The 26252-nt window shown below is 59.4% G+C and carries 22 protein-coding genes; 21 read left to right on the forward strand and 1 reads right to left on the reverse strand.

The window, feature by feature from the left end:
• Positions 1-20 precede the first annotated feature (20 nt).
• The 20 genes from RFER_RS05000 (at position 21) to RFER_RS05095 (ending at position 22169) form a co-directional block, all read left to right on the forward strand.
• On the forward strand, positions 21-827 hold the full coding sequence (locus RFER_RS05000; protein ID WP_011463314.1) for an ABC transporter ATP-binding protein: 807 nt from the start codon (positions 21-23) through the stop codon (positions 825-827).
• Positions 824-1540: an ABC transporter ATP-binding protein gene (locus RFER_RS05005; RefSeq protein ID WP_011463315.1), complete on the forward strand. Its 717-nt coding sequence runs from the start codon at positions 824-826 to the stop codon at positions 1538-1540. The genes RFER_RS05000 and RFER_RS05005 overlap by 4 nt, the downstream gene beginning before the upstream one ends.
• A 12-nt stretch (positions 1541-1552) precedes the next feature.
• Positions 1553-2425: a branched-chain amino acid ABC transporter permease gene (locus RFER_RS05010; RefSeq protein ID WP_011463316.1), complete on the forward strand. Its 873-nt coding sequence runs from the start codon at positions 1553-1555 to the stop codon at positions 2423-2425.
• Positions 2426-2428: 3 nt separating this feature from the next.
• Positions 2429-3430 (forward strand): branched-chain amino acid ABC transporter permease, encoded by a 1002-nt coding sequence (locus RFER_RS05015; protein WP_011463317.1) that lies wholly within the window; start codon positions 2429-2431, stop codon positions 3428-3430.
• A gap of 139 nt (positions 3431-3569) precedes the next feature.
• On the forward strand, positions 3570-4793 hold the full coding sequence (locus RFER_RS05020) for an ABC transporter substrate-binding protein (RefSeq protein ID WP_011463318.1): 1224 nt from the start codon (positions 3570-3572) through the stop codon (positions 4791-4793).
• A 105-nt stretch (positions 4794-4898) separates the two neighbouring features.
• On the forward strand, positions 4899-6539 hold the full coding sequence (locus RFER_RS05025) for a 3-(methylthio)propionyl-CoA ligase (RefSeq protein ID WP_011463319.1): 1641 nt from the start codon (positions 4899-4901) through the stop codon (positions 6537-6539).
• A 133-nt stretch (positions 6540-6672) separates the two neighbouring features.
• Positions 6673-7503, forward strand: a complete 831-nt coding sequence (locus RFER_RS05030; RefSeq protein WP_011463320.1) for an enoyl-CoA hydratase/isomerase family protein — start codon at positions 6673-6675, stop codon at positions 7501-7503.
• Between the two features lie 39 nt (positions 7504-7542).
• On the forward strand, positions 7543-8514 hold the full coding sequence (locus tag RFER_RS05035) for an NAD(P)H-dependent flavin oxidoreductase (protein ID WP_011463321.1): 972 nt from the start codon (positions 7543-7545) through the stop codon (positions 8512-8514).
• A 94-nt stretch (positions 8515-8608) separates the two neighbouring features.
• Entirely contained in the window at positions 8609-9415 is an 807-nt protein-coding gene (locus RFER_RS05040) for an enoyl-CoA hydratase-related protein (RefSeq protein WP_011463322.1), read from the forward strand.
• Positions 9412-10290, forward strand: a complete 879-nt coding sequence (locus tag RFER_RS05045; protein ID WP_011463323.1) for a crotonase/enoyl-CoA hydratase family protein — start codon at positions 9412-9414, stop codon at positions 10288-10290. Before RFER_RS05040 ends, RFER_RS05045 begins: the two co-directional genes overlap by 4 nt.
• A 302-nt stretch (positions 10291-10592) precedes the next feature.
• Positions 10593-12926 (forward strand): AMP-binding protein, encoded by a 2334-nt coding sequence (locus tag RFER_RS05050; RefSeq protein ID WP_244095810.1) that lies wholly within the window; start codon positions 10593-10595, stop codon positions 12924-12926.
• Between the two features lie 144 nt (positions 12927-13070).
• Positions 13071-14387, forward strand: a complete 1317-nt coding sequence (locus tag RFER_RS05055; RefSeq protein ID WP_011463325.1) for an ABC transporter substrate-binding protein — start codon at positions 13071-13073, stop codon at positions 14385-14387.
• A gap of 41 nt (positions 14388-14428) precedes the next feature.
• Positions 14429-15325 (forward strand): branched-chain amino acid ABC transporter permease, encoded by an 897-nt coding sequence (locus RFER_RS05060; RefSeq protein WP_011463326.1) that lies wholly within the window; start codon positions 14429-14431, stop codon positions 15323-15325.
• Positions 15325-16308: a branched-chain amino acid ABC transporter permease gene (locus tag RFER_RS05065; protein ID WP_011463327.1), complete on the forward strand. Its 984-nt coding sequence runs from the start codon at positions 15325-15327 to the stop codon at positions 16306-16308. Before RFER_RS05060 ends, RFER_RS05065 begins: the two co-directional genes overlap by 1 nt.
• Entirely contained in the window at positions 16305-17054 is a 750-nt protein-coding gene (locus RFER_RS05070) for an ABC transporter ATP-binding protein (RefSeq protein ID WP_011463328.1), read from the forward strand. Before RFER_RS05065 ends, RFER_RS05070 begins: the two co-directional genes overlap by 4 nt.
• Positions 17051-17725 carry an ATP-binding cassette domain-containing protein gene (locus RFER_RS05075; protein WP_011463329.1) on the forward strand — a complete coding sequence of 225 codons (675 nt, stop codon included), beginning with the start codon at positions 17051-17053 and terminating at the stop codon, positions 17723-17725. The genes RFER_RS05070 and RFER_RS05075 overlap by 4 nt, the downstream gene beginning before the upstream one ends.
• On the forward strand, positions 17722-19380 hold the full coding sequence (locus RFER_RS05080) for a class I adenylate-forming enzyme family protein (protein WP_011463330.1): 1659 nt from the start codon (positions 17722-17724) through the stop codon (positions 19378-19380). The genes RFER_RS05075 and RFER_RS05080 overlap by 4 nt, the downstream gene beginning before the upstream one ends.
• Positions 19377-20453 (forward strand): phosphotransferase family protein, encoded by a 1077-nt coding sequence (locus RFER_RS05085; protein ID WP_011463331.1) that lies wholly within the window; start codon positions 19377-19379, stop codon positions 20451-20453. The genes RFER_RS05080 and RFER_RS05085 overlap by 4 nt, the downstream gene beginning before the upstream one ends.
• Positions 20454-20473: 20 nt before the next feature.
• Positions 20474-21727 (forward strand): acyl-CoA dehydrogenase family protein, encoded by a 1254-nt coding sequence (locus RFER_RS05090; RefSeq protein WP_011463332.1) that lies wholly within the window; start codon positions 20474-20476, stop codon positions 21725-21727.
• A gap of 49 nt (positions 21728-21776) precedes the next feature.
• On the forward strand, positions 21777-22169 hold the full coding sequence (locus RFER_RS05095; RefSeq protein ID WP_011463333.1) for a universal stress protein: 393 nt from the start codon (positions 21777-21779) through the stop codon (positions 22167-22169).
• A gap of 197 nt (positions 22170-22366) precedes the next feature.
• On the opposite strand, the gene RFER_RS05100 is transcribed toward RFER_RS05095, so the two are convergent.
• Positions 22367-25522, reverse strand: coding sequence for an EAL domain-containing protein (locus RFER_RS05100; RefSeq protein WP_011463334.1), 3156 nt, complete (start codon positions 25520-25522; stop codon positions 22367-22369).
• A 360-nt stretch (positions 25523-25882) separates the two neighbouring features.
• Between RFER_RS05100 and RFER_RS05105 the strand changes: the two genes are divergently transcribed.
• The gene (locus RFER_RS05105) at positions 25883-26209 is read left to right on the forward strand and encodes a hypothetical protein (protein WP_011463335.1); all 327 of its coding nucleotides are present in this window, start codon (positions 25883-25885) and stop codon (positions 26207-26209) included.
• Positions 26210-26252 lie beyond the last annotated feature (43 nt).

Below are 26252 nucleotides of genomic sequence, written 5' to 3' on the forward strand. Positions count from 1 at the left end.
GTCTCCAACCAGAGTCGCCCATGGCAAATGCACAGAGTGATCCGGGGAGCGGTTCTCTGCTCAAGGTGGAAAACATTATCGTCCGCTTTGGCGGCATCCTGGCGCTCAACAGCGTGTCCTTCGACGTTCGCCCCGGTGAGATCTGCGCGCTGATCGGGCCCAATGGTGCCGGCAAGAGCACGTTGTTCAACTGCCTGTCCCGTTTGTACGAGTGCGACAGCGGAAGCATTACTTTCAATGGACACAAGCTGCGCTCCCTGCGCCGCCACCGGATCGCCGAAATCGGGATTGGCCGCACCTTCCAGAACCTGGCGTTGTTTCGCTCGATGACGGTGCGCGAAAACGTGCTGATGGGCTGTCACAGCCGCCACCATGCTGGCTTTCTTCGCAATGCGTTTCGCCTGCCGGGCGCCGCGCGGATCGAGGCTGCGGCCCGCGCCCGTGCCGATGACCTGATCGACTTCTTGCAACTGGCGGAATACGCCGAGCGCGTCGTGGCCGATCTGCCTTTCGGAACGCAAAAGCGGGTGGAGCTGGCACGCGCGCTGGCCTCGGACCCGCAGTTGCTGCTGCTCGACGAGCCGGCCTGCGGCCTGAACCACGAGGAACTGGAAGGCCTGGGCGTATTGATTCGCGACATTCGTGACCGGCTGAAGGTCACGGTGCTGCTGGTGGAGCACCACATGGGGCTCGTGATGAGCATCTCGGACCGCGTGGTGGCCTTGAACTTTGGCAAGAAGATCGCCGAAGGAACGCCCGCCGAGGTGCGCATGCACCCGGAGGTGATCCGCGCCTACCTCGGTGAAGCAGAGGAGAAAGCCACATGAGCCATCTGCTTGAAGCAAGAGGACTGCGGGCGCGCTACGGCAACACCCGGGTGCTGCATGGCATCGATCTGGATGTTGACGAGGGCAAGGTGACCACCCTGCTGGGCGCCAACGGCGCCGGCAAGACCACCACCTTGCGCGCCCTGTGCCGCTTGATGGTTCAGACCAGCGGCACTGTCACCCTGGCGGGCAGCAAGATTGACGCCCTGTCAACCGAGCAGATCGCACGATTGGGGGTGGGTCATGTGCCTGATGGGCGTGGCACATTCATGGGCCTGACCACGGAGGAGAATCTGCGCCTGGGTGTTTCTTCACGCAACAACCGGGTCGGCGCCGATGAAGACATGGCGCGCATCTACGGCTACTTCCCGCGCCTGGCCGAGCGCAAAAGGCAGCAGGCCGGCACGCTGTCCGGAGGCGAGCAGCAAATGCTTGCGATCGGGCGCGCGCTCATGGGTCGTCCCCGGCTGTTGTTGCTGGACGAGCCGTCGTTTGGTCTGGCGCCGCTGGTGGTCAAGGACATTTTTAGCATCATGCGCCGCATCAACAAGGAGCAGGGGGTGTCCATCCTGCTGGTCGAGCAAAACGCGCGACTGGCATTGGACCTGGCCGACTCGGCCTATCTTTTGGAAACCGGTCGTGTCGTCTTGTCAGGCTCGGCTGCCGAGATGCGCAACAACGATGCCGTGCGTCGTGCCTACCTTGGCGAATAGGAGCTGACGTCGATGAACGAATTCCTGCATCAACTGGTGGCCGGCCTGGCCACGGGCGGCATTTATGCCAGCGTTGCGCTGGCCCTGGTGATGATTTACCAGGCCACGCACCACATCAATTTCGCCCAGGGCGAGATGGCGATGTTTTCGACCTTTCTGGCCTGGGCGCTGATGCAGGCCGGCCTGCCCTACTGGGGCGCTTTTGCACTCACCGTTGTGATCTCGTTTGTGCTGGCAGCAGTGATCGAGTTTGTCGTCATACGACCGATGCACGAGGCGCCGGAATTGTCGGTGGTGGTGGTTTTCATCGGCCTGCTGGTGATCTTCCACAGCCTGGCCGGCTGGTTGTTTGGCTATACCATCAAGCAGTTCCCGAGTCCGTTCCCGTCCAACGCCTGGTATGGCTCAGAACTGATGTCGGCCCACCAAGTGGGCGCCATCCTTGTGGCCTTGGTCATGGTCGCGCTGTTGTTTTCATTCTTCAGCTTCACGTCGATCGGCCTGGCGCTGCGTGCTGCCGCGCAGAATGCGCCGTCCTCGCGTCTGGTGGGTATCAACGTCGGCCGGATGCTGATGCTGGGCTGGGGACTGGCGGGCGCGATCGGCTCGGTGGCCGGCATGATGGTGGCTCCGGTGGTGTTTCTGGACCCGAACATGATGACCGGTGTTCTGATCTATGCCTTTGCCGGCGCCCTGATCGGCGGTATCGACAATCCTGTAGGCGCCGTGTTAGGCGGCTTTATCGTGGGCGTGCTTGAAAACCTGATAGGCACCTACGTCGTCGGCACCGAACTCAAGCTGTCGGTGGCCTTGGTGCTGATCGTCGGCGTGCTGATTGTGCGTCCGTCCGGACTGCTCGGTCGAAAAATTGTTACCCGGGTTTGAACCATGAATCAGCCAATCAAGACGAATTCTTCCCCCCGCAAGGCGGGCATCGCCGCCGGCTTGTCCTGGCGCTGGATTCTGTTGCTGCTGGCCCTGGCCGTGGGCCTGGCCTTCGTGGCCAAGGGCTACCACCTGTTTCAGGCGACCATGGTGCTCGCGTATGCGATTGCCCTGCTCGGTCTGAACATCCTGACCGGTTACAACGGCCAGATTTCCCTCGGGCATGGCGCCTTTTTTGCATTGGGTGCCTACGTCGCCGCCATCCTCATGGAGCATGCGGGCGCACCTTATTGGGCCACCGTGCCGGCGGCTGGCGTGTTCTGCCTGGTTGTCGGCTACCTGTTTGGGCGGCCGGCGCTCAAGCTTGAAGGCCTGTACCTGGCGCTGGCCACGTTTGCGTTGGGCGTGGCCATGCCGCAACTGCTGAAGTACAAGCATCTGGAGGCCTGGACCGGCGGAGTGCAGGGCATCGTGCTTATGAAGCCCGACGCACCGTTCGGTCTGCCGTTGACGCAGGACCAGTGGCTTTACCTGTTCGCCCTCGGTGTTGCGGGCGTGATGTTCGTCATCGCGCACAACCTGCTGCAAAGCGGCAGCGGTCGCGCCATGCGCGCCATCCGTGATCACGCCATGGCAGCGGAGGCGATGGGCGTCGACAACCGCCATTACAAGTCCATGAGCTTCGGTGTCTCTGCGGCCTACACCGGCGTGGGCGGAGCCCTGTCGGCGATCGCCGTGCAGTTTGTCTCGCCCGATTCGTTCACGCTGTTTCTGTCCATTTCATTGCTGGTCGGGATTGTGGTCGGCGGCGTGGGCACCCTGTGGGGCGCTTTCTTCGGTGCCATGTTCATCATGTTTGTTCCGAACCTGGCGGAAAAGGTCTCCAAGGCCGCGCCCTGGGCGGTTTACGGCGTGGTGCTGATCGCCATCATGTTCGTCATGCCCGGTGGTGTGATGGGTCTGCTGCGCAAGCTCAACGAGCGCCGCAGCCACCGTGCGGGCTGACGCAAAACCAGGGCCCAGCAAAATCGTCCGTTCCGACGATGCTGTGTTTTTCTCCCCTGCCTACCATTGCCATGGTCTTGCCGAATGTTGCAGGTATTCGTGGTGAGTCGTTCGATGCATAAATCACAGGAGATACTTCATGGTCAAATCTTTAGATGCCGGTCGGCGGCATTCTCTCAAGCTCGGCGTCGGTCTGCTCATGGTGGCCACCTTGCCGCTTGCGGTTCACGCGCAAAAAAAATATGACACGGGCGCCAGTGACACCGAAATCAAGATCGGAAACCTGACGCCGTATTCCGGGCCTGCCTCTGCTTACGGCGCTTGTGGAAAGGCCATGGCCGCCTATTTTTCCAAGCTGAATGCCAGCGGCGGCATCAATGGTCGCAAAGTCAACTTCATGACCGCCGACGATGCCTACAACCCGGCCATATCGGTTGAGCAGACGCGCAAGCTGGTGGAGCAGGAGGAGGTGCTGCTGATGTTCGCCTCGCTGGGCACATCTCACAACATGGCGGTGCAACGCTACCTCAACGCCAAAAAAATTCCGCAGCTGTTCGTCAACACGGGCGCCACGCGCTTCGGCGACCCCAAGAATTTTCCCTGGACAATGGGTTGGCAGCCCACCTATCAGACAGAAGGTCAGCTTTATGCACGGCACATCCTCGCCACCAAGCCCAATGCCAAGATCGCGGTGCTGATGCAAAACGATGATTTCGGCAAGGACTATATGAAAGGCCTGACCGATGGACTTGGCGAGAAGGGAAAACACTTGATCGTGTTGCACCTGACACACGAGGTGACCGACCCCACCATTGACAGCCAGATGGTGTCATTCAAGGCCTCGGGCGCTGATGTGTTCGTGATCATGACCACACCCAAGTTCGCTGCCCAGGCGATCCGCAAATCGGCCGAGATCGGCTGGAAGCCGACCCAGTATTTGGTCAGCGTTTCGCAGTCGGCCAGTGCGGTGCTCAAGCCCGCAGGTGTTGAAAATGCAGTCGGCGTGATCTCGTCGACCTACCTGCTCAGCCCCACTGATCCTGCTGCGGTTGGCAATAAGGATGTAGCCGAGTATCTGGCGACGATGAAGCAGTATTACCCCGCTGGCGATCCGGAGGATACGCTCAACTCGATCGGCTACGCCGCAGCCGCAACAATGACGCAGGTATTGCGTCAAGCCGGCGACAACCTGACTCGGGAGAACATCATGAAACAGGCGGCCAGCCTCCACTTCACGCCACCTATGCTGTACCCCGGCATCGACGTCAGGACCGCTTCCGACGACTTCTTTCCGATCGAGAAAAAGGTCCTGCAACGCTTCAATGGCAAGGCCTACGAAGTGATCAGTTCGACTGGTGGCTAGGGATCGGACACCTGCCCTGAAGGCGCACGGACCCGTCTCAGTCCGCGCGCCCCTAAGTCCAATAGACAAATCGAAGTCACATACGCTGCTTCAAGGAGATAAACCATGCTTGGCTTAATGCAGGACCGCCCACTGTTGATTTCATCCCTGATCGAGCACGCCGCGACATTTCACCCCGGCACTGAAATTGTTTCGCGCCTGCCGGAAGGCCCCTTGCACCGCACCAACTGGGGTGAACTGCGCGACCGCAGCAAGCAAGTGGCGAACGCCCTCACGTCTTTGGGCATCAAGCCGGGCGAGCGCGTCGGCACGCTGGCGTGGAATTCACACCGCCATCTGGCTCTGTACTACGGCGTTGCGGGAAGCGGGGCGGTTTTGCATACGGTCAATCCGCGCCTGTTTCCGGAACAGATTGACTACATCATCAATCATGCTGAAGACCAGATTCTGTTCTTCGACATCACGTTTGCGACACTGGTTGAGCAGTTGGCGCCGGTACTGAAGACGGTGAAAGCTTTCATCGCCATGACGGATCGCGCGCACATGCCCGACATCCAGGTGCCGAACCTGCTGTGCTATGAAGAGCTGCTCGACGCGCAGAGCACGGACTACACCTGGCCTGAATTCGACGAGCGTTCGGCGTCGTCGCTGTGCTACACCTCGGGTACCACGGGCAACCCCAAGGGGGTTCTGTACTCTCATCGTTCCACCGTGCTGCACACGCTGATGGAGCTAGCCCCCGATACCTTCGGCATCAGTTCGAACGAAACCCTGCTGCTGATTGTCCCCATGTTCCACGCCAATGCCTGGGGCATGCCCTATGCCGCAGCGATGGTCGGCGCCAAGCTCGTCTTTCCCGGACCGCACCTGGATGGCAAGAGTATTTATGCACTGATGCGCGACGAGCGCGTCACCTTCTCGCAGGGGGTTCCAACGGTCTGGATGATGCTTTTTCAGTACATGGACGCCAGTCCCGACCTTGACCCGCGCCAACTGGGCGTCAAGCGGATCGGCATTGGCGGCGCGGCCGTGTCGCGCGCCATGCTTGAGCGTTTTGAAAATGATTTCGGCGCTGAAGTGGTACAGGGCTGGGGTATGACCGAAACCAGTCCCATTGGTGTGATCAGCAAGCTCCTGCTCAAGCACGCCAACGTCCCGCACGAAGACCTGGTCAAGGTCAAGCTCAAACAGGGACGGGGCGTCTGGGGTGTGGACTTGAAAATCGTGGATGCGCAAGGTTGCGCCCTGCCTTGGGATGGTGTGGCTTTCGGACACCTGCTGGTGCGTGGCCCCTGGATTGCCAGCGGTTATTTTAGGGACGAGGGTGGCGCTGTGCTGGATGCCGAAGGCTTTTTCCCGACCGGCGATGTGGCGACCATCGACTCGGATGGCTACCTGCAGTTGGTAGACCGGGCCAAGGACGTGATCAAGTCCGGCGGCGAGTGGATTTCCTCGATCGACGTTGAGAACGCCGCCAGTTCCCATCCGGCCGTGGCCGAGGCCGCCGTCATCGGTGTTGCCCATCCCAAGTGGCAGGAGCGACCACTGCTTGTGGTCGTCAAGCGTCCCGGTGTCAAGGTCGAGGCCAAGGACATTCTGGATCACCTGAGTCAGCGCGTCGCCAAGTGGTGGTTGCCCGATGATGTGGTGTTCGTTGACAGTTTGCCGCACACGGCGACCGGGAAATTGCTGAAAACCAGCTTGCGTCAGCAGTTTCGCGATTACCAGCTTCCCGGCACCAGTTGATCCTCACGTCCCGGGCCGTGAGCCCGGGACTGCCCGATAGCGTCCATCGGTGTTCGATGCGAATGGCAGGGCGGCTCGGCAGGTTGGCTGTTTCAGCCATCCGACGATTGAACTTTATTCCAGTGACGCCATCATGACCCCATCTTCTGCTCCCCAATTAACGACCGTAGCCCCCCATCCGGCGGAGCAGAGCGCGGCTGTGCTGTGCTGGCGCGACGGCGCCGTGGCGCATCTGCGCTTCAATCGTCCGCAGGCGCTCAATGCCATCGATACGCGCATGGCAAACGAATTTCATGCCGCCTGTCAGGCGATCGCCGACGACGCGCACGTGCGTGTGGTGTGGGTTTCAGCCGAGGGACGTGCCTTTATGGCGGGCGGTGATCTTTCGGCCATGCGATCGGATCCGCTGCCCGCGGCGCGCGCGCTAATCGCCGGCATGCACGGCGGCCTGCGCCTGCTGGCGGGCCTGCAGGCGCCGGTAGTGGCCAGTGTGCAGGGCGCTGTGGCCGGCGGTGGTTTTGGGTTGATGCTGGGCTGCGACCTGGTGATTGCCGCCGAGGGCACCCGTTTCGGTATTGCCTACCCGCTGATAGGCGCCAGTTGCGATTGTTCGACATCCTGGGGTCTGCCGCGGCTTGTTGGTTTGCGCAAAGCACTGGAACTGGCCCTCCTGTCCGAGAACATTGACGCCGCCGAGGCGCTGCGACTGGGTCTGGTCAACCGGGTTGTACCGACGGCTGATCTGGCACTCGAAACCGGGCGCCTGGTTCGCCGCTTGGCCGATGGTCCGACGCTGGCCTACGGGCACCTCAAGCGATTGATGCGTACGTCCTTTCAGAACGGGCTCGACACACACTTGGACGCCGAGGCCGACGGCTTCCTGGCCTGTGCTCAGACCGATGATTTCGCCGAAGGCGTCGGTGCCTTCCTGGACAAGCGTGCCGCTGTCTTTACCGGCCACTGACTATTTCCATTTGATCCATTCCATTTACTGAACATCACCATGAAAACGCGAGTCACCGAACTGCTGGGAATCCGCTACCCGATCATCCAGGGCGGCATGCAATGGGTGGGCACTGCCGATCTGGCGTCCGCCGTCTCCAATGCCGGCGGGCTGGGCGTGCTGACTGCGCTGACACAGCCATCACCCGAGGCGCTGGCGCGCGAGATCGACCGTTGCCGGAGCATGACCGACCAGCCTTTTGGCGTCAACCTCACCATCCTGCCCTCGGTGAATTCACCCCCCTATGCCGAGTACATCGAGGTGGTGATCGACAAGGGTGTCAAGGTTATCGAGACAGCGGGCAACAGCCCCAAGGCGTTCATCGAGAAACTCAAGCAGAACGGGGTTCGCATCGTGCACAAGTGCACCAGCGTACGACATGCCTTGTCGGCCGAGCGCAATGGCGTCGATGCGGTGAGCATCGACGGCTTTGAGTGCGCAGGTCACCCGGGTGAAGATGACGTGCCGGGACTGGTACTGATTCCACTGGCGACGCGGGCTCTGCGCATTCCGGTGGTCGCTTCCGGTGGCATCGCCGACGGCCGTGGGATGGCTGCCGCCATGGCGTTGGGGGCTGAAGGGGTGAATATGGGAACTCGCTTCTGCGCCACCGTTGAGGCACCGATTCACGAACAGATCAAGCAGGCACTGGTGCGCGCCAGCGAACGCGACACCAAATTGATTTTTCGCACTTTGCACAACACCGGGCGCGTCCTCAGGAACGCCGTCTCCGACGAGGTGGTGGCCACCGAGCAGCGGCCGGGTGGCTGCGAGTTTGCCGACGTCCAGTTGCTGGTTTCGGGCCAGCGCGGCCGCTTTGCGCTGCAGAGCGGAGAACTTGACGCCGGCTTGGTCTGGGCTGGGCAGGTGGTGGGTTTGATCGACGACATACCGACTTGCTATGAGTTGCTGCAGCGCATCGTTGCGCAGTGCCGCGAGAGTCTGGCACGCGCCAGCGCGCTGGCGGCTTGACGTCACCGGCCGGATTCCCTGCTGGCATTGCGGGGAGGTCGCGACGGCGAGTGAATTCGGCTTCATCCGGATAAGCACTGTTTAAAGGGCAACCATGAGTTCTTCCATTCAGTTGGTACGTCAGGACGACCTTGTCATCTTGATGCTCAACCGACCTGCCTCGCTCAACAGCCTCAGCCTGGATGCAATCAAGGAATTGCTGCGCGAACTGCGTGGACTCGCAGACGATCACTCGGTCCGCGCGCTTGTCGTGACCGGCTCTGGACGAGCCTTTTGTGCAGGTTGGCAGCTCGACGAAGCAGGCGTGCCCGGTCTTGCCGATGAATCCATGGGTGTCAGGCAGGCGCATCTGATGGCCGAGTATTTCAACCCCGTGATCCAGACGCTGCACGATCTTCCGATCCCCAGCATCGCCGCCGTCAATGGCGTTTGCGCGGGTGCAGGCGTGAGCATCGCCCTGGCGGCGGACATCGTGATCGCGGCTCAGTCCGCGTCGTTTCTGTTGACCTTCGCACCCCGGCTGGGCTTGGTGCCCGATCTTGGCGCGACGTGGAAGCTTGCACACATGCTGGGCTGGGCCCGGGCGCAAGCGGTGACGCTGTTGGGCGATCGCATCCCAGCTGCGCAGGCTGTCGAGTGGGGCATGATCTGGCGCAGCGTTCCTGATGCCGAACTGCAGGAAGCCGTTATGAGCACGGCCTTGCGATTAAGCAGGGCGCCGACGGGCATCTGCCGGGATGTGCGGCGTGCCTACGAATCCGCATACTTGAACGGGCTGGCCCAGCAGATGGAGTACGAGCGGCTGCGCCAGCGTGAACTGCTCGACTCGCCCGCCTTCAAGGAAGGCATGCTGGCCTTCCAGCAAAAGCGAGATCCTGATTTTTACCGAGACCTCTCATGAACTACGAAACTATCAACTGCGCCATCGTCGACCACGTTTTGACAATGACGCTCAACCGGCCCGATCACTTGAACGCCTTCACCGTGGAAATGGCAGACGAACTTGTCCACGCTTTCCAAAGTGCCAGCGACAACGACGCCGTGCGTGTCATCGTTGTGACCGGCGCCGGCCGCGCGTTTTGCGCGGGCATGGACCTGGCCGCTAACGCTGACAACGTCTTTGGCCTTAACGAAGCGCTTGCTCCGACGATGCGTGACATGGACGAGCGCCTGCACGATCCTGAGATCGTCAGCGGCGTGCGCGACACGGGTGGCCGGGTGACACTGGCGATCTTCGACTGCGCCAAACCGGTCATCGCTGCGGTCAATGGCGTCGCCGTCGGCGTCGGCGCCACGATGACGCTGGCAATGGACATCCGGCTGGCTTCCGAGCATGCCCGTTTCGGCTTTGTCTTCGGCAAGATCGGTATCGTCCCGGATGCCTGCTCAAGCTGGTTTCTGCCGAAAATTGTCGGCCTCGCCAAAGCCCTGAAGTGGACTTACTCTGGCGAGATACTGGACGCGAAGGCGGCCCTCGATGGTGGACTGGTTGAAGAGATCGTACCCGCCGAGCGTTTGCTGGCGCGCGCATACGACCTGGCGCGCGTCATGGTGACCGAACGCTCGCCGGCGTCCACCGCGCTGATTCGCCAGATGATGTATCGCAATTCTGGGATGCCGCATCCTTTGCATGCGCACAAGGTCGAATCATTGGCGATGTTCCACGTGAGCCAGCGCGATGGCAGGGAGGGGGTTGCTTCGTTCATTGCCAAACGTCCACCTCAGTTCAGCGAGCCGGCATCGGCGGTGAAACAGTTCAACGTCTGGTGGGACTAACCAATGCCCGAGATCTTTCTTATTGGAACATTCACGTTTCCTGTTGCAGTCCTGTGCTGGCAACCATGTGCTTTTGTCTGTGTCGACTGTTTGCTGATGATGGGGTCAGGCGCGAATGCAAGGGGTAGAGCTTCACCGCCCGTCGATGTCGCCAACGTGTCAAGGGCTACGGGTAAGCCCTGAATGCTTCGCGTCCGATGCTGTCTATCATGGCTGCATAAACTTTCAAAAGTCGAATAGTTACTCAGAAGTAACTTTCTTGTGTCAGAGAGAAATATCTAAATATTCTTGGGAATAGATGTGTGCAAAATGTTGTCGGTAAGATGATTACTGAGGTGGTGGTTTCCCCGTGGAAATCAAAACAGGACCGCCGTCAGGGCCGTAGCGTCAAGAAGGATGCGGTGCTGCTCGCGGCTGCGCGCCTGTTCAATGAGCGGGGATTCGCGGGCACATCCCTTGACGACATTGCGCAAAGCCTGAATGTCACCAAACCGACGCTCTACTACTACATTGAAAACAAGGAGCAGGTGCTTTTCGAGTGCGTCAAGCGTGGTTTGGAAGTCTTGCGCGAAAGCATCCGTGCGGCAACCCAACACGGTCTGCAGGCCCGTGATTGCCTGCGCATTGCCATGGAGAACTATGCCGAGGTCGTCACCAGCGATTTCGGACTCTGTGTCATCAGGGTCGGGGAAGATCCACTGTCGGAAGCGAAGCGACAGGAGATGCGTGCGCTCAAGCGCGAAATCGATGCTGAATTTCACCAACTCATTGAACAGGGCATGGATGAAGGCTGGATTGCCCAGGGCGATTCGAAAATCGCATCGTTCACCGTGGTCGGTGCTCTGAGCGGCATTGGCCGCTGGTATCGACCCGGCGTGCATGGGGCACGCAGCTTGCAGGAGGCGGTGCAGCATTGCATTGAAATGCTGATGCATGGTGCGTTGAACATGCCAACCCATGCGGACAGCGCCGCCTTGGATGGCGCGGTGGCGCCGAACTTTCAGCAACTGGGCGCTGAGCGCCAGTTGATGGAAGCTGCCATGCCACAGATCAGAAGGGAACTTCATTCTGGCGGTCGCATGATCCGTTGCTTCTATCAGCGCCCCTCGACCATTGCGGAAATGTTGATCGTCGCATTGGAGCAAAACCCGGACGGGGAGGCGCTGGTCGTCAGTGGACTGCACCTTACCTGGCGCGAGCTTTACACCGCGGCCACCCGGTGCGCCGCCGGCTTGTCCGGGCGGGGCGTCGCACCTGGCGAACGGGTGGCAATGTTCATGGCCAATTGCAGCGAATTTGTGATTGCGACCTATGCCTGTGCCTGGATTGGTGCGGTGGTCGTCCCCATCAACGCCCGGGCACGGACACCGGAAGTCCAGTACATCCTGGAAGACTCGGGCGCTACCGTCTTGTTGTGTGCTTCCGACTTGGCGCAAATGGTTCCTGCCACGGCTGCGGTGCCAGGCCTGATGCATCGGTTTGTTGCGGGCCCGACGGTTGCGGCGCCGTTTGAATCCTTCTCCGTGCTGATGCAGGAGTCGCCGCTCGCCACACCCACGATGCGACAGGAAGAAGATCTTGCAGCCTTGCTCTACACCTCGGGAACGACCGGCAAGCCCAAGGGCGCGATGCTGAGCCATCTGAATATCGTGCACTCGGCCATGAACTTCGCCTTGACGATGCAGCTCACGAATCAGGACCGAAGCATGCTGGCGGTGCCCATGAATCACGTCACAGGATTGGTCGGCCAGCTCTACACCATGCTTTACTGCCAAGGCTGCGTCGTGGTCATGCCGCAGTTCAAGGCGCTGGAGTTTGCGCGACTTGCTGCGCTTGAAAGAATCACACACACGGTGATGGTGCCGGCCATGTACAACCTGTGCTTGTTGCTGCCGGGCCTGGCTGATCATGATCTGAGTCGGTGGCGCATTGGTGCTTTTGGCGGTTCGCCGATGCCACCTGCCAGCATCGAGGCGCTTGCACGCAAGTTGCCGACGTTGGCTCTGATGAATGCTTATGGCGCGACCGAGACCTCTTCCCCGGCCGCCATCATGCCGGCAGACATGACCAATGGCCGGACCGACAGCGTCGGCATCACAGTGCCTTGCGGTGAAATTTGCGTTGTCGACGAGACCGGTTGTGAAATGCCACACGGAAAAATCGGTGAGCTTTGGATCAAAGGGCCGATGGTTGTCGGCGGCTATTGGAACAATCCTGAAGCCACTGCCACGGAATTTTGCGATGGCTATTGGCGCTCGGGTGATATTGGAACAATGGATACGCAGGGTTTCGTTCGCATCCTGGACCGCAAGAAGGATGTCATCAACCGCGGCGGTTACAAGGTGTTTTGTGCGGAAGTCGAGAACTTGTTGGCACAGCACAGCGCGGTCATTGAGTCCGCGGTTGTCGGTGTCCCCTGCTCGGTGCTGGGGGAGCGTGTGCACGCATTTGTCTGCGTATCGGTGCTGGATGATTCGACGCAGGCGCAGGCGTTTCAGGCGCTGTGCAGCGCGGAGCTGAGTGACTACAAGGTTCCGGAAACCTGGACGATTGGCACCGATCCGCTTCCGCGCAACCCGAACGGGAAGGTCATGAAACGTGAATTGCGTCGTTCCATGCACGCGGCACTGACCTGAAGAGATTCAACATGAACAGGATTCAGGCTTTGTGCCGCGGCCAGTGGCGACGAAAAAGAGCAGGTATGCATCCGTAAATTGAATGACGGATCATTAATGGTGGTGCGCGAGCGCTTTTTAAAAATCAACTGAAGGAGACTAGACATGATTTCATCCAAACTGATAGGCAAGACTCGCGGGGGCCTGGTCAGCATGCTGGCGGCTGCGAGCCTGCTGACATTGGCCGGCGCAGCGCAGGCCCAGGAGACATTCAAGCTCGGCGTTGTGACCTTCCTGTCGGGCCCGGCTGCCGAGAGTTTCGGCATGCCTGCCGCCAATGCCGCCAAGCTCATGGTCGAGCAGTTCAACAAGGCCGCAGCACCAGCTCCGTACAACAAGGTTGGTTTTGGCGGCATGAAGATTGAAATGGTTCTCGTCGACGAGAACGGTGGTGGCGCAAAACAGGTGCAGGAGCTGCGCAATCTGTACCAGCGCGAAAACGTTGACGCGGTGATTGGCTACGTTGGCTCGGGCGATTGCCTGGCCGTGGCGCCGGTCGCTGACGAACTCAAGAAATTCCTCGTCTTGTTCGATTGCGGGTCACCGCGGATTTTTGAGGACGCCAGTCCGAAGTACGTTTTCCGGACGGCCTCGCACGCCGCCATGGACAACGTGTCACTGGTGCGCTATCTTAAATCCCACAACGTCAAAGTCAACACCATGAACCTGATCAATCAGGATTACGCGTGGGGGCAGGATTCACGCGGGGATTTCCTGGCCAGTATGGCGAACGTCTATCCCCAGGCAAAAATGGGTGCGGATCTGTTGCCCAAGTTTGGCGCCGGCCAATACGGGACCGAGGTCTCGGTACTCGGGGGCAAGCAGGCTGACATCACCTATTCCAGCCTGTGGGGCGGTGACTTGCAAGGCTTCCTGTTGCAGGGTGCAGCGCGCGGCCTGTTCAAGGATACAACCCTGGTCCTGAGCGCGGCAGATCACGTTTTGCCGGGCTTGCTCGACAAGATGCCTGACGGTTCGATCATCGGCGCGCGCGGCGCTTACGGCATTCTGTCGGCCAAGAGCCCTATCAATGACTGGTTTCAGGCCAGCTACCAGTCCATGCACAAGGTGCTTCCGGTGCAGGCCGGCTATCGTATGACGCAAGCGTTCATGGGCGTGAAGCTGGCAGTCGAGACTGCAATGGCCAAGAACGGCGGCAAGAAGCCCTCTCCGGAACAGATTTCTGATGCCCTGCGCAACTCGACATTCGAGACCCCCGGCGGACAGATTCGCATGGCCCTCGGTGATGGCCATCAGGCCATTCAGGGCACTGCCATTGGCAGGACGAGATACGACGCTGCCAGCAAGCGCGTGCTGGCGGTCGACGTGCAGACCTTTGGCGCTGAATGCGTCAATCCACCCGCAAACATGAAGAGCATGGATTGGATCAAGGCCGGCTTTCCCGGCGCCAAATGCAACTAAGCATGAGGTCTTTTTTCAACGCGTACTGAAGGATTGCTGCCGTGCAAATTGTCTTTCCAATCGTCATTGATGCGGTTGCCTACGCATCATGGCTGTTCATTGTGTCATTGGGCATGACACTCGTGTTTGGGGTTCTCAAGATCCTGAATATGGCGCACGGCAGCGTGTATGCCATCGGGGCCTACGCTGCGGCCACGGCCGTGGCTTTGGCCGCGGCGCTTGGCCTGCCGCCGGCCTTTTCCCTCGTCGCCATGCTGCTGTCAGCGGTGGCAGTGGCAGTGACGGTGGGTCCGCTGCTTGAGCGCGGCCTGCTGGCGCGCTATTACGGTCGTGATGAAGTGGTTCTTCTCTTGGTCACGTACGCCTTATTTCTCATGCTGGAGGACGTTACGAAGCTGATCTGGGGCGTCAATCCCTACTATGTTTCGGAACCGGCTCAGCTATTCGGGAATGTCCTGTTTGCTGGTATGCGCATCGGCGGTTATGACCTGTTTCTCATGGTACTCGCTGCGGTTTGCGGCCTGATCACATGGTACGTCCTGAACCGAACCACCAGTGGAAAAATCGTTCTGGCTGTCATTCACAACCCGGAAATGAGTGCCAGCATGGGTGTCAATATCCAGCGCGTTTATGTTGTCGCCTTCACGGTCGGTGTCTTTCTGGCCGCGCTCGGCGGCGCCTTCACGGCGCCCATGATCTCGGTCCAGCCGGGACTCTCGGTCAGCGTCATCATCATCAGTTTCGCGGTGGTCATCATTGGTGGCCTGGGCAGTATCCAGGGCGCAGCCGTGGGCGCGCTGGTCGTCGGCGTTGCGCGTTCCCTGGCCGTTCACCTGCTGCCCGAGATCGAGCTCTTCAGCATTTACCTGGTGATGGCGGCAGTGCTGATCTTTCGCCCTGAAGGATTGTTCCAGAGTGTCAAGGCGAGGTTAATCTGATGAGTGCCACAAAATCGTTTCAGATGGCCGTCGTTGCCGCCGTCGTTCTCCTTCTTGCTGGCCAGCTGGCACCGACTTGGCTGCAGTTTCTTGTCACCATGTCAGCTTCGAATGGTCTGGCGGTATTGGGCATTGTTGTCCTGATGCGCGGCGGTGGCGCCACCTTCGGGCAGGGCATGTTCTTTGCGCTGGGTGCTTATGCCGCGGCGCTGGCGCCGACGCTGTTGGGCGTGCAGGATGCAGTCCTGCGTATTTTTCTCGGGACGCTGGTTGCGGGCCTGATTGGCGCCATCTGCGCCCCGTTGCTGGTTCGCTACCGGGGGATCTTCTTTGCCATGCTGACCCTGGCCCTGTCAATGGTCATGTTCGGCCTGCTCTCCAAGTCGTCGGCATTGGGCGGTTCCGACGGCATCAACATCGTCAAGCCGACCGTGCTGGGCATGGCGCTTCATAGCGGGAACGCGGAATATGTGCTGTATTGCCTGACCGTCGTCGTCTCGGTTGCGGCCGGCTGGCTGGTCTCTGTGTACTGGAATTCTGCGGCGGGTCTGATGGCCCTGGCGGTCCGCGGCAATCCATTGCGCGTTGAATACCTGGGTGCCTCGGCCCGCCGCTCGTTGGGAACGAGCTTCGTTATCTGCGCCTTGCTGGGTGGCGCCAGTGGGTCCATCACAGCGCAGGCGCTGGGCCATGTCGAACCCAATTTTGCCAACTGGACTACCTCGGGCGAGTTGGTCTTTGTGGCGGTATTGGCTGGCTACCGGCGTGTCCCAGCGGTTTTTGCCGCGTCGCTTCTGCTAGAGATCGTGCGCTCATTTTCGAATCTCTATTTCCCGAACACGTGGCAGTTGGCGCTGGGCACGTTCATGCTGCTGGTCATCATGTTCCGTCCTGAAGGTCTGGGCTCATTGTGGCCCGCGTCTGGCAGGCGCAAGGCGGAACCCGCCCTGGCTGTTCCTTCTGTGACAGGGGGGCAGTCATGAACAAGCCCCTGCTTTCTGCCCGTGGCCTAAGGAAGCGTTTCGGGGCTGTTGTGGCGGCCGACGACATCTGTATCGATATTCCGGCCGGCCAGCGACTCAGTGTGATTGGCAGCAATGGTGCTGGCAAGACAACCTTTGTGAACATGGTCACCGGTTATCTGAAGCCCGATGCCGGCCAGATCTTGCTCAATGAGCATGACATCACACACTTGTCGCACCAGTCGATTGCCGGCATGGGTATCTGCCGGTCCTTCCAGATTCCCATGCTGTGCCTGGAACTGACGGCGCTGGAGAACCTGCTGGTGGCTGTTGCTGCCTCGGAGAATCGGCAATCTCTTTGGCAACCGGCCGACAGTCCTGCGGCGCGCGAGCGCGCGCAGGCCCTGCTCGAAAAATTTCAACTTCAGGCCTATGCGAGTCGGCCGGTGATGCAACTGGCGGGCGGCGTCAGAAAATTACTGGACATCGCAATGGCACTGGCACGGCGACCGAAGCTGTTGCTGCTCGACGAGCCGACCTCCGGTGTCAGCGCCGACGAGAAATTTCCGACCATGGAACGGGTCATGGGCGCCATGCAAGACGAGGCCGTAACGATTCTGTTCGTTGAACACGACATGGAAATCGTCGCGAATTTCTCCGAGCGGGTCATCGCCTTCTACAGCGGTCGTGTTATCGCGGATAGTTCGCCGGCCGAGGTGATGGCCAATCAGGATGTGCGCAATTACGTCACAGGAGGCGCCCAATGAGCGAGCTACTGTTATCGGCATCTCACCTTGCCGTGAACATTCAGTTGATGCCCGCGCTGCGCGATCTCAACGTGCAGATTCGCGAAGGCGAAATGGTCGGCTTGATGGGACGCAATGGCGCGGGCAAGACAACTTTCATGCGGACCGTGATGGGGCATCTGCCGCCCACTTCGGGCCGCATCGAGTTTCGCGGCGAGAGCCTGGACCAGCATGCACGGCATGAGCGGGCTGCGTTGGGCATCGGCTACATGCCGGAAGATCGCGGGCTGGTGCCGCAATTGACGGTGGAAGAAAACATTCTGCTGCCGATCTGGGTCAGCAAGACGCTGAACCGTGAAGATCGTTTGGCCTTTGTCTACGGCCTGATGCCCGAGGTTGCGGACATGCGGGCCCGGCGCGCGCTGCAACTCTCCGGCGGGCAGCAAAAACTGGTGGCACTGTGCCGCGCATTGGCAGTGGGTACGCGCCTGCTGCTGCTGGACGAACCCTTCGAGGGCGTGGCGCCAGCCTTGTCGATGCGTTTGGCCGATGTCATTCACCAACTTAAAGGTTCAAAATTGGCTGTCTTGATTTCCCAGTCCGATGTCAATCATTCCGGCAACCTCTTTGACCATAGTTTTGTCATTGAACGCGGCGCCAATTCAGTCGTCGAAGCGCAGGAGGTCGCATGACGGAGTCACTGTGGTTTTCTGCCGTTCCGCGCATCCAGGAAGAGCTGCATTTTGATGACCGGCGGATTCGCTGCTTTGCCGATCGGCCAAGGAGTGTCTACGCGCTGCTGTCTGACGCTGTGGCGCGCTTCCCCGAGGGTGAAGCACTGGTCGACGGCGATCTGCGGTTGCGCTGGCATGAGGTGCAGGGGCGCGCGGATGAATTGGCAAGCGGCCTTGCAAGTGCGGGACTCGTGCCGGGCGACCGGGCCGCGCTGGTGCTCGGCAATAGCGCGTCTTTTGTAACGATCATCTTTGCGCTCGCCCGAATGGGTGTCATCGCGGTGCCAATCGGCACGCGCTCGAGCGCGTCCGAGATCGCCTACATGCTCGAAAACTCAGGCTGCTGCGCGGTATTCTGTGACAGCGAGACGGTGGCGCGTCTGCCCGATGCCGCGCTGCTTCCCGGTGTGCGCTTGCGTGTTTGTCTGTCGCAGCAACCGGGTTGCCAGGCGTTGGACGAAATTGCCTTGGCGGGTCGAGGCGCCGCGCCAGTGCAGGCTTATGCGGGGTCTGAAGAAGACGCCGCTTACATCCTGTATACCTCCGGTACGACCGGGCGTCCGAAGGGCGCGATTCTGACCAGCCTGGGGGTCGTTCATTCGACCATGCATTACGAGGCCTGCATGGGTCTGGGTCCTGCTGATCGCAGTGTGATCTCGGTTCCGATGAGTCATGTGACAGGGCTGGTGGCGCTGGTCCTGACGGCGGTGCGCTGCGCGATGACGCTGATTGTCATGGCGGTGTTCAAGGCCAAGCAGTTCCTGCAGTTGGCCGAGCGCGAGCGCATGACGCACACCCTCATGGTGCCGGCCATGTACAACCTGTGCCTGCTGCAGCCGGACTTCTCCGGCCCCGCGCTCAAGAGCTGGCGCCTCGGTGCGTATGGTGGCGCTCCGATGCCGCCAGCGACCATCGAGGCCCTGGCAAGCAAGCTCGGCGGACTGGAACTGATGAACGCATACGGTGCGACCGAGACCACTTCGCCGGCGACCATGACGCCGCCGGGCTCCACGGCCAGTCACACCGACACCGTCGGCATTTCAGTACCGTGCGCTGAAATCATCATTGCTGATTTTGATGGCACACCGCTGCCAACCGGAACGAGCGGAGAAATCTGGATTCGGGGTCCCATGGTCGTCAAGGGCTATTGGCAGAACCCGACAGCCACAGCGGAGAGCTTTACCGACGGCTTTTGGCATTCGGGGGACATCGGAACGATGGATGACAGCGGCTTTGTCAGGATACTGGATCGAATCAAGGACGTGATCAACCGTGGCGGCTACAAGGTGTTTTCGAGCGAGGTTGAAGCGGTATTGGCATCGCATCCACAAGTGATCGAGTCTGCTGTGGTGGGTCGACCCTGCCCGGTGCTTGGCGAACGCGTGCACGCCTTTGTGGTAGTGCGCGACGGGGCCAGCGCCGATTCATTGAAGATGTTTTGCGCAGAGCGGATGTCCGATTACAAAGTTCCTGAAACATTCACACTCAGCTCTGAGCCTTTGCCGCGCAACGCCAATGGTAAGTTGCTCAAGCGCCAGATGCGCGATGCTGCCACCGAGGCGGCGCAAGCAGTTTTTGAAAAGCATCCGGTTCGTCCGGTGGAGAACAAATGAGTACTGTGATACCTGACAGCGATTCTCCCGCGGCGGTGCTGCGGCCATCCCTTACGGCTGCCGAGTTGGGCTTCGAGCCGAACGCGCTAGATGCCTACTTGCGCGCCCACGTTGCGCATGTTGGCGGTGCAATGGAAATCACGCCCATCGCCGGTGGGCAATCAAATCCAACTTACTTTGTGACCTACCCGGAGGCTCGCCTGGTGCTGCGCAAGCGCCCGGCAGGGCCGGTTCTGCCGTCGGCTCACTCGGTGGATCGGGAGTACCGCGTCATGCAGGCGCTGGCTGTAACCGATGTGCCGGTTCCAAAGGTGCTGGCGTATTGCGCGCGCCCCGAAGTGATAGGCACGCCGTTTTATGTGATGGAGCGGCTGGAGGGGCGGGTTTTCGCAGACTGCTCGCTGCCGGGCGTTTCGCCCGCGGACCGGCGTGCGATGTATTTCGACATGGCCGATACGCTGGCCCGTTTGCATCAGGTCGATTGGAAGGTACTGGGATTGACCGATTACGGTCGCGAAGGAAATTTCTTTGGGCGACAGATCGGTCGCTGGACAAAACAGTGGGAGCTGTCGAAAACCCGTGACCTGCCAGATATCGACCGTCTCGTGCAGTGGCTACCCCTGCATGTGCCACCGGATGAGTTGACGACGATCGCCCACGGCGACTTTCGCATAGGCAACCTGATGTTTCACCCGATCGAACCCCGTGTCGTTGGTGTTCTCGACTGGGAACTTTCGACCCTGGGCCATCCGCTCGCCGATCTGGCGTTCAGTGCACTGGCCTGGCGTTTGTTGCCAACCGAGTACATGGGCATGCGAGGTCTGGATCACGCAGGGCTGGGTATTCCGAGCGCTTCGCAATACCTGTCTCGTTATTACGCGACATTTCCTGGAGCGGGCAGGGTGGCCCCTTTTCATGTCGCGTTTTCCTTGTTTCGCCTGGCCGTGATCTTTGAAGGCATTGCAGCGCGTGCGCGCAGTGGCACTGCCATTGCGGCCAATGCGGCGCAGACCGGGGAAATGGCTGCTGGATTTGCTCGCCGCGCGGTTCAGACAATCGAAGGCATTTTTTAACACCAAACTGGAGACTTTCAATGGATTTCGGATACACAGAAAAAGTAAGCGCGCTGCAAGAAAAGCTGCTGACCTTTATGGACGACCACGTGTTGCCGGCCAACGCCGAGTGGGTCAGGATCACGGGTCAGGGCGAATACCCGATGGCTCTGATCGATGATCTCAAAGGCAAGGCTAGGGCGCAGGGCTTGTGGAACCTGTTCTTGCCGGGTTTGAAGGCTGATGAACCTGGTGTGCAACTTGCCAACCTGGAATACGCGCCTCTGGCCGAGATAATGGGGCGACTCTCCTGGGCTTCAGAAATCTTCAATTGCAATGCACCCGATACCGGGAACATGGAACTACTGCACTTGTTCGGGACGCCTGAGCAGAAGGCGGCCTGGCTGACGCCGCTGCTTGAAGGGCAGGTGCGTTCATGCTTTGGCATGACCGAGCCGGACGTCGCTTCATCCGACGCAACCAACATCTCAACTTCGATCAGACGCGACGGCGATCATTACCTGATCAACGGGCGCAAGTGGTTTACCACAGGGGCGATCCACCCCAATTGCAAGCTTTGCATCGTGATGGGCGTGACCGACTCGGATCCCGAAGCCAATGCACACAGCCGCCATTCCATGGTGCTGGTTCCAATGGACACCCCGGGCTTCTCGATTGTGCGCAATGTGCCCATCATGAACCACCATGCCCCCGAGGGCCATTGCGAGGTAATTTTTCGCAATGTGCGGGTTCCGGTCTCCAACCTGCTCGGCACGGAAGGCAAAGGCTTTGCGCTGGCTCAGGCACGCCTCGGACCGGGCCGTGTTCACCATTGCATGCGCACGATCGGCCAATGCGAGTTGGCACTGGAGATGATGTGCGAGCGAGCACTGGGGCGTGTCGCATTCGGCAAGCATCTGAGCGACTTTGCCAATGTGCAGGACTGGATCGCGCAATCGCGTGTCGAAATTGACCAAGCCCGCTTGTTGGTGTTGCGTGCGGCCTGGCTCATGGACCAGAAAGGAAATGCAGCGGCCCGGGTCGATGTGTCGGCGATAAAGTTGGTGGCTGCGCAATTGCAGACCAAGGTTGTCGACCGGGCGATCCAGGTTTTTGGCGCCATGGGGCTCACCCCCGACACGCCGCTGCCCGACTTGTGGACCTGGGGTCGCGCCATGCGCTTCTTTGACGGTCCCGACGAGGTCCATCTGCGCACCATTGCCCGACAGGAATTGAGTGTTGTGCGTAAGAACCTGGGGCGGACCGCTCTCTATTACAACCTTCCAACACGTTAATTAGCAAAGTTGACTCCCGCTGCTTTCCTTCACAACCAAGAAAGACACCATGACCATACTCGTAGCTTATGCGCCACGTCCCGAAGGGCAGGCTGCATTGGACAAAGGCATAGAAATTGCCAGAAGCCGGAAGGAACGCTTGGTGGTCGTCAATGCGGGACCTGGGGGCTCAAAAGATGATGCCTCTCTGGCGGAAGTCGCAGATGTCGAACGAGTTGAGGCATTGCTTGCAGCGTCGGGTCTTGAGGCGGAATTCAAGCAGTTTGTTCGGGGCGCGAGTGCCGTCTCGGAAATTGAGGCCCTGATCGACTCTCTGCATATCTCATTGCTGGTCATCGGACTGCGAAAACGCACCGCTGTGGGCAAACTCATTATGGGGAGCGTAGCGCAGGACATTCTGCTTTCTGTCTCATGCCCGGTATTGGCAGTGAAAGCCGGCTGATTCCGAATTTATCTATTTAAAGAGAAGAACTTGCGAGACCTCGCAAGTGTCTGCTTGATTGAAGCCTAGAATCGACCAAAACGATCTGTGCAGTGTGTCGGAATTTTTATACCTGTATGGAAATTCAATAAAGTCGCTGAAATCAAGGCGCTTGGCGGCCGGCTCTTGCTCGCCCCAAAGCTGTCACCGAATGAGTTTCAAGCCCGTTGCAAAAACGCCTCGAACTCCTCCAGCGGCAAAGGCTTGCAAAACAGATAACCTTGATAAGCATGGCAGCCCAGACCAGCCAGAAAGTCGCGCTGCGCCTCGGTTTCGACCCCTTCAGCGATGACCGACAGTCCCAAACTCTCGGCCAGGGCGATCACCATCTTGGCAATGGCAGCGTCGTTGGAATCTATCAGGATGTCGCGCACGAAGCCTTGATCGATCTTCAGTTGATCCAGTGGCAAGCGCTTGAGGTACGACAGCGACGAATAGCCGGTGCCAAAATCATCGAGTGAGAAACACACTCCTCTTCCTTTGAGTGCACTCATCTTGGCGATGACACCCTCAACATTCGATATCAGCATGCTCTCGGTCAGCTCCAGCTTGAGCCGATTCGGGTTGGCGCCGGTGCGCTCCAGCACTGCCAGCACCTGCTCGACGAAGTCGCCCTGTTGAAATTGGTTCGCGCTAACATTCACCGCCACTGTCAGATGCTCCATCTCGGCCCGGGTCGCCCATCGTGCCAACTGGGTGCAGGCAGTTTCTAATACCCATTGACCGAGCGACAGGATCAGCCCGGTTTCTTCTGCCAATGGAATGAACTCGACCGGCGACACCATGCCGCGCCGCGGGTCCCGCCAGCGCACCAGTGCTTCAACCCCTGTGATCTGGCGCCCGCCGACCATCTGGGCCTGGTAGTGAAGAAGGAACTGGTTTTGCTCCAGCGCTTCTCGCAAGCCGTTCTCCAACACAGCACGAGCGGTGACCACAGCCTGCATCTGTGGATCAAAGAAACGCAGGGTGTTTCGACCTGCAGCCTTGGCCTGGTACATGGCCAGTTCAACCTGCTTCATGGGTTCTTCGGTGCTTTCCTGCTGAGCGCCGTCAAACAGGGTAATGCCGATGCTGGCGGTGCTGTAATGCGAGGAACTGCCGAACTGGTAGGGCTGGCCGAGCGTGTCGATGATTTTTTCGCCCAGGGCCTTGGCCTGGGTGGCAACTTCTTGGTCACTCTGGCTCATGTCTTCCATCAACACGATGAATTCATCACCGCCTACGCGGGCCACGGTGTCGCTCTCGCGCAGGCATGCAGACAGACGCCTGGCGGCGTGCTGCAGTAGCAGATCGCCCTGGTCATGGCCCAGGGTGTCATTGAGGGTTTTGAAGTTATCCAGATCAACGAGCAGCAGCGCGCCCTTGCAGTGGTGGCGGGCGGTGGCGGCCAAGGCCTGCTGCAGCCGATCGATCATGAGTCGGCGATTGGGCAAGCCGGTCAAGGCGTCGTAGAAGGCCAGTCGATCGATTTTTTCTTCGGATATTTTGCGTTCAGTGATATCGCTGAAGACGCCAACGTAGTGAGTGACCAGCCCTGCAGCGTCTTTCACCGCGTTGATGCTGAGCCATTCTGGATACTGCTCGCCACTCTTGCGTTGTCTCCATATTTCGCCTTGCCATGACCCGCTACGCGCGACGCTCGCCCACATGGCGCCATAAAAGCCTGCGTCATGGCGATCTGATTTGAGCAGTCTTGGCGTCTGGCCCAAAGCTTCTTCCATCGTGTAGCCGGTAATCTCGGTGAAAGCCTTGTTGACGCGCAGGATCACTTTCTCGGCATTGGTAATGATCATGCCTTGCTGTGACTCGAAGGCGGTAGCAGCGATGCGGGTATCTTCCTCTGCCAGTTTGCGCACGGTGACGTCCATCGCGCTTCCCTGTAAACCAATGACTTTCCCGGTTTCGTTCTTTAACGGAACTGCATTGGTGTGGAACCAACGCCAGCCTCCGTCGAGGTGGCGAAGACGCAATTCGATGCCCTCTAGCGATTGCCCTGTCGCCATTACGCCTTGCATAAACGCCGTGCACACGGCAACATCTTCCGGATGAACAAAAGTAAAGACTGTCTGCCCGACGACCTGGTTGAGCGGATGCCCCAGCAGCGCGGTCCAGGCCGACGACATGAAGGTAAATACCCCCGCTTTAGTTAGCGTGTAGATCACATCGTGGCTGTTATCAATCAGCCGTCGGTGCTGCTCTTCGCTCTCCTTCAGGGACTCTTCCCGTCTCGTCAAGGTCTGCAGTAGCCGATTGAAGCCACTGATCAGTTGATCGGTTTCGTCCTGTCTGGTGAGTGGCAAGGGCTGCGGGAGCTGGTCTGTTTCTGCCTGGGTGGCCAAGCTGCGTGCCGCCTTGAACAGCGGCAACAGTTCGCGCCGCAACACCCACCAGGTTAGAGCACCTGCCAGCAGGGTAAGAAAGAGGGTCGTCAGCAGCATCCTCTGATGCATGACGTTGATCGGGGCAAAAGCCTCTGCTGTGGGCAGCAAGGCGATAGCGACCCAGCCAGCGACCGGAACCCGCTGCGCCGCTGATAACATTTCTATGCCATGCGAGTTCACGGCGGTCCCAAATCCGTTGAAGCCTTGCATGTACCGGTCCTGCATCGGATTGAGGCCCGGGGCCGGGAGCGGCTGCATGATGCGGCTCTTGTCGGTGGCGGTGATAAACAGATTGTGCTGCGGTGCAATCAGCAGGTAGCCGCCGGTCTTGCCGTAGTGGCTGGCTGCAATCTTGTCCAGGAAATTGGGCTGGCCCAGGTTGATCACACCGGCCAGGGCGCCAATTACCAGTCCCTTCGTATCGCGAATCGGGAGCCCGATGCCGAGAATCGGCGCATTTATGGACTTGCCTAAGACTGGTCGACCAACTATCGTTCTCCCTTCCTTGAGGGCTGCGGCCAGGTAATCCCGGTCAAGGTAGTTGATGCTGATTCGGTTCGCTGAAACCGGAAGACTGGCAATCGCGGTGCCATCCGTGCGGGTGACATAGGTGCCACCGTTGAACAGGCTCTGCAGAATCACATGCTCTTCCAGGAGTGCCTGTAAGGCCGCCGGATTGGCCAACAGGGCCGGGCTCACTCGGTGGGCAACATTCTCCAGCGCCTGCATGCGGCGCTCCAGTTCCTCATTGACCTCTTCGGCCTTCATGGAAACCGTGGCGAATTGCCGTTCGCCCAGCACGCGCTCCATATCCGCGTGCAACATTCGGTTGGTGTTAAAGGCCAGCGTCCACATGCTGACCATGAAAATGGTCAACGTAAAGAGCGTTACTCTGGTTTTGAGCGAGCGCAGATGAAGGAGGTGGAAGTTCATGCTGGTGCTCACAAAGAGCTTACTTACTTTGCTGGTGCTTGGTCTATGGCGACTTTATCACTTGGCATACTTACTAATTGGTATATTGAAGATCATCTGGCTACTTGTAGTCAGCCAGCCAACGGACGGACGGTCGGTCGACTGATTTCGAAACATGTTGGCGGGAGGTAGTTCGTTAATAGCGCCACGTCCTTGAGTGAGCATGGCCGTCGGTTTTAGAATGCCACTATGGGTGCAGCACCCGCTCCAAACCTGACACCGGATTTGAACGCGCCAGTACCCTTGGGATCGGCTGCAGGCAGAGGCAAAGTTGCCCAATGAACATACTCTGATTAGCCGAGAGCGAGCTACCCATTCATCATGACCCGGCGAAAGCACTATCACGTCTACGTGGTTGAACTGTCCAAGGACGTGCTGTTGAACGCCCGGTTTATGCGATCCAACCCCAACTACCTTCACGGCAAGCCCTGTGTCTATGTCGGCATGACAGGTCTGGATCCGGATGTACGTTTTGACAAGCACAAAGCAGGAATCCAAGCCAACCGCTTTGTTCAGGCGTTCGGCCTGCGCTTAGTGCCGGAGCTTTATACGCTGTACAACCCGTTGACTTATGACGAAGCCAAGAGTCTCGAAGTCGAACTGGGCATTGATCTGCGTGAGGGTGGCTATGGGGTCTGGCAGGCGTGATGCTTGCTTAACTTTGGATAACTGATCAACCAACTGCGCCTCC

Origin of the sequence: Rhodoferax ferrireducens T118, from assembly GCF_000013605.1 — a bacterium.
In the GTDB taxonomy this organism is placed as follows: domain Bacteria; phylum Pseudomonadota; class Gammaproteobacteria; order Burkholderiales; family Burkholderiaceae_C; genus Rhodoferax; species Rhodoferax ferrireducens.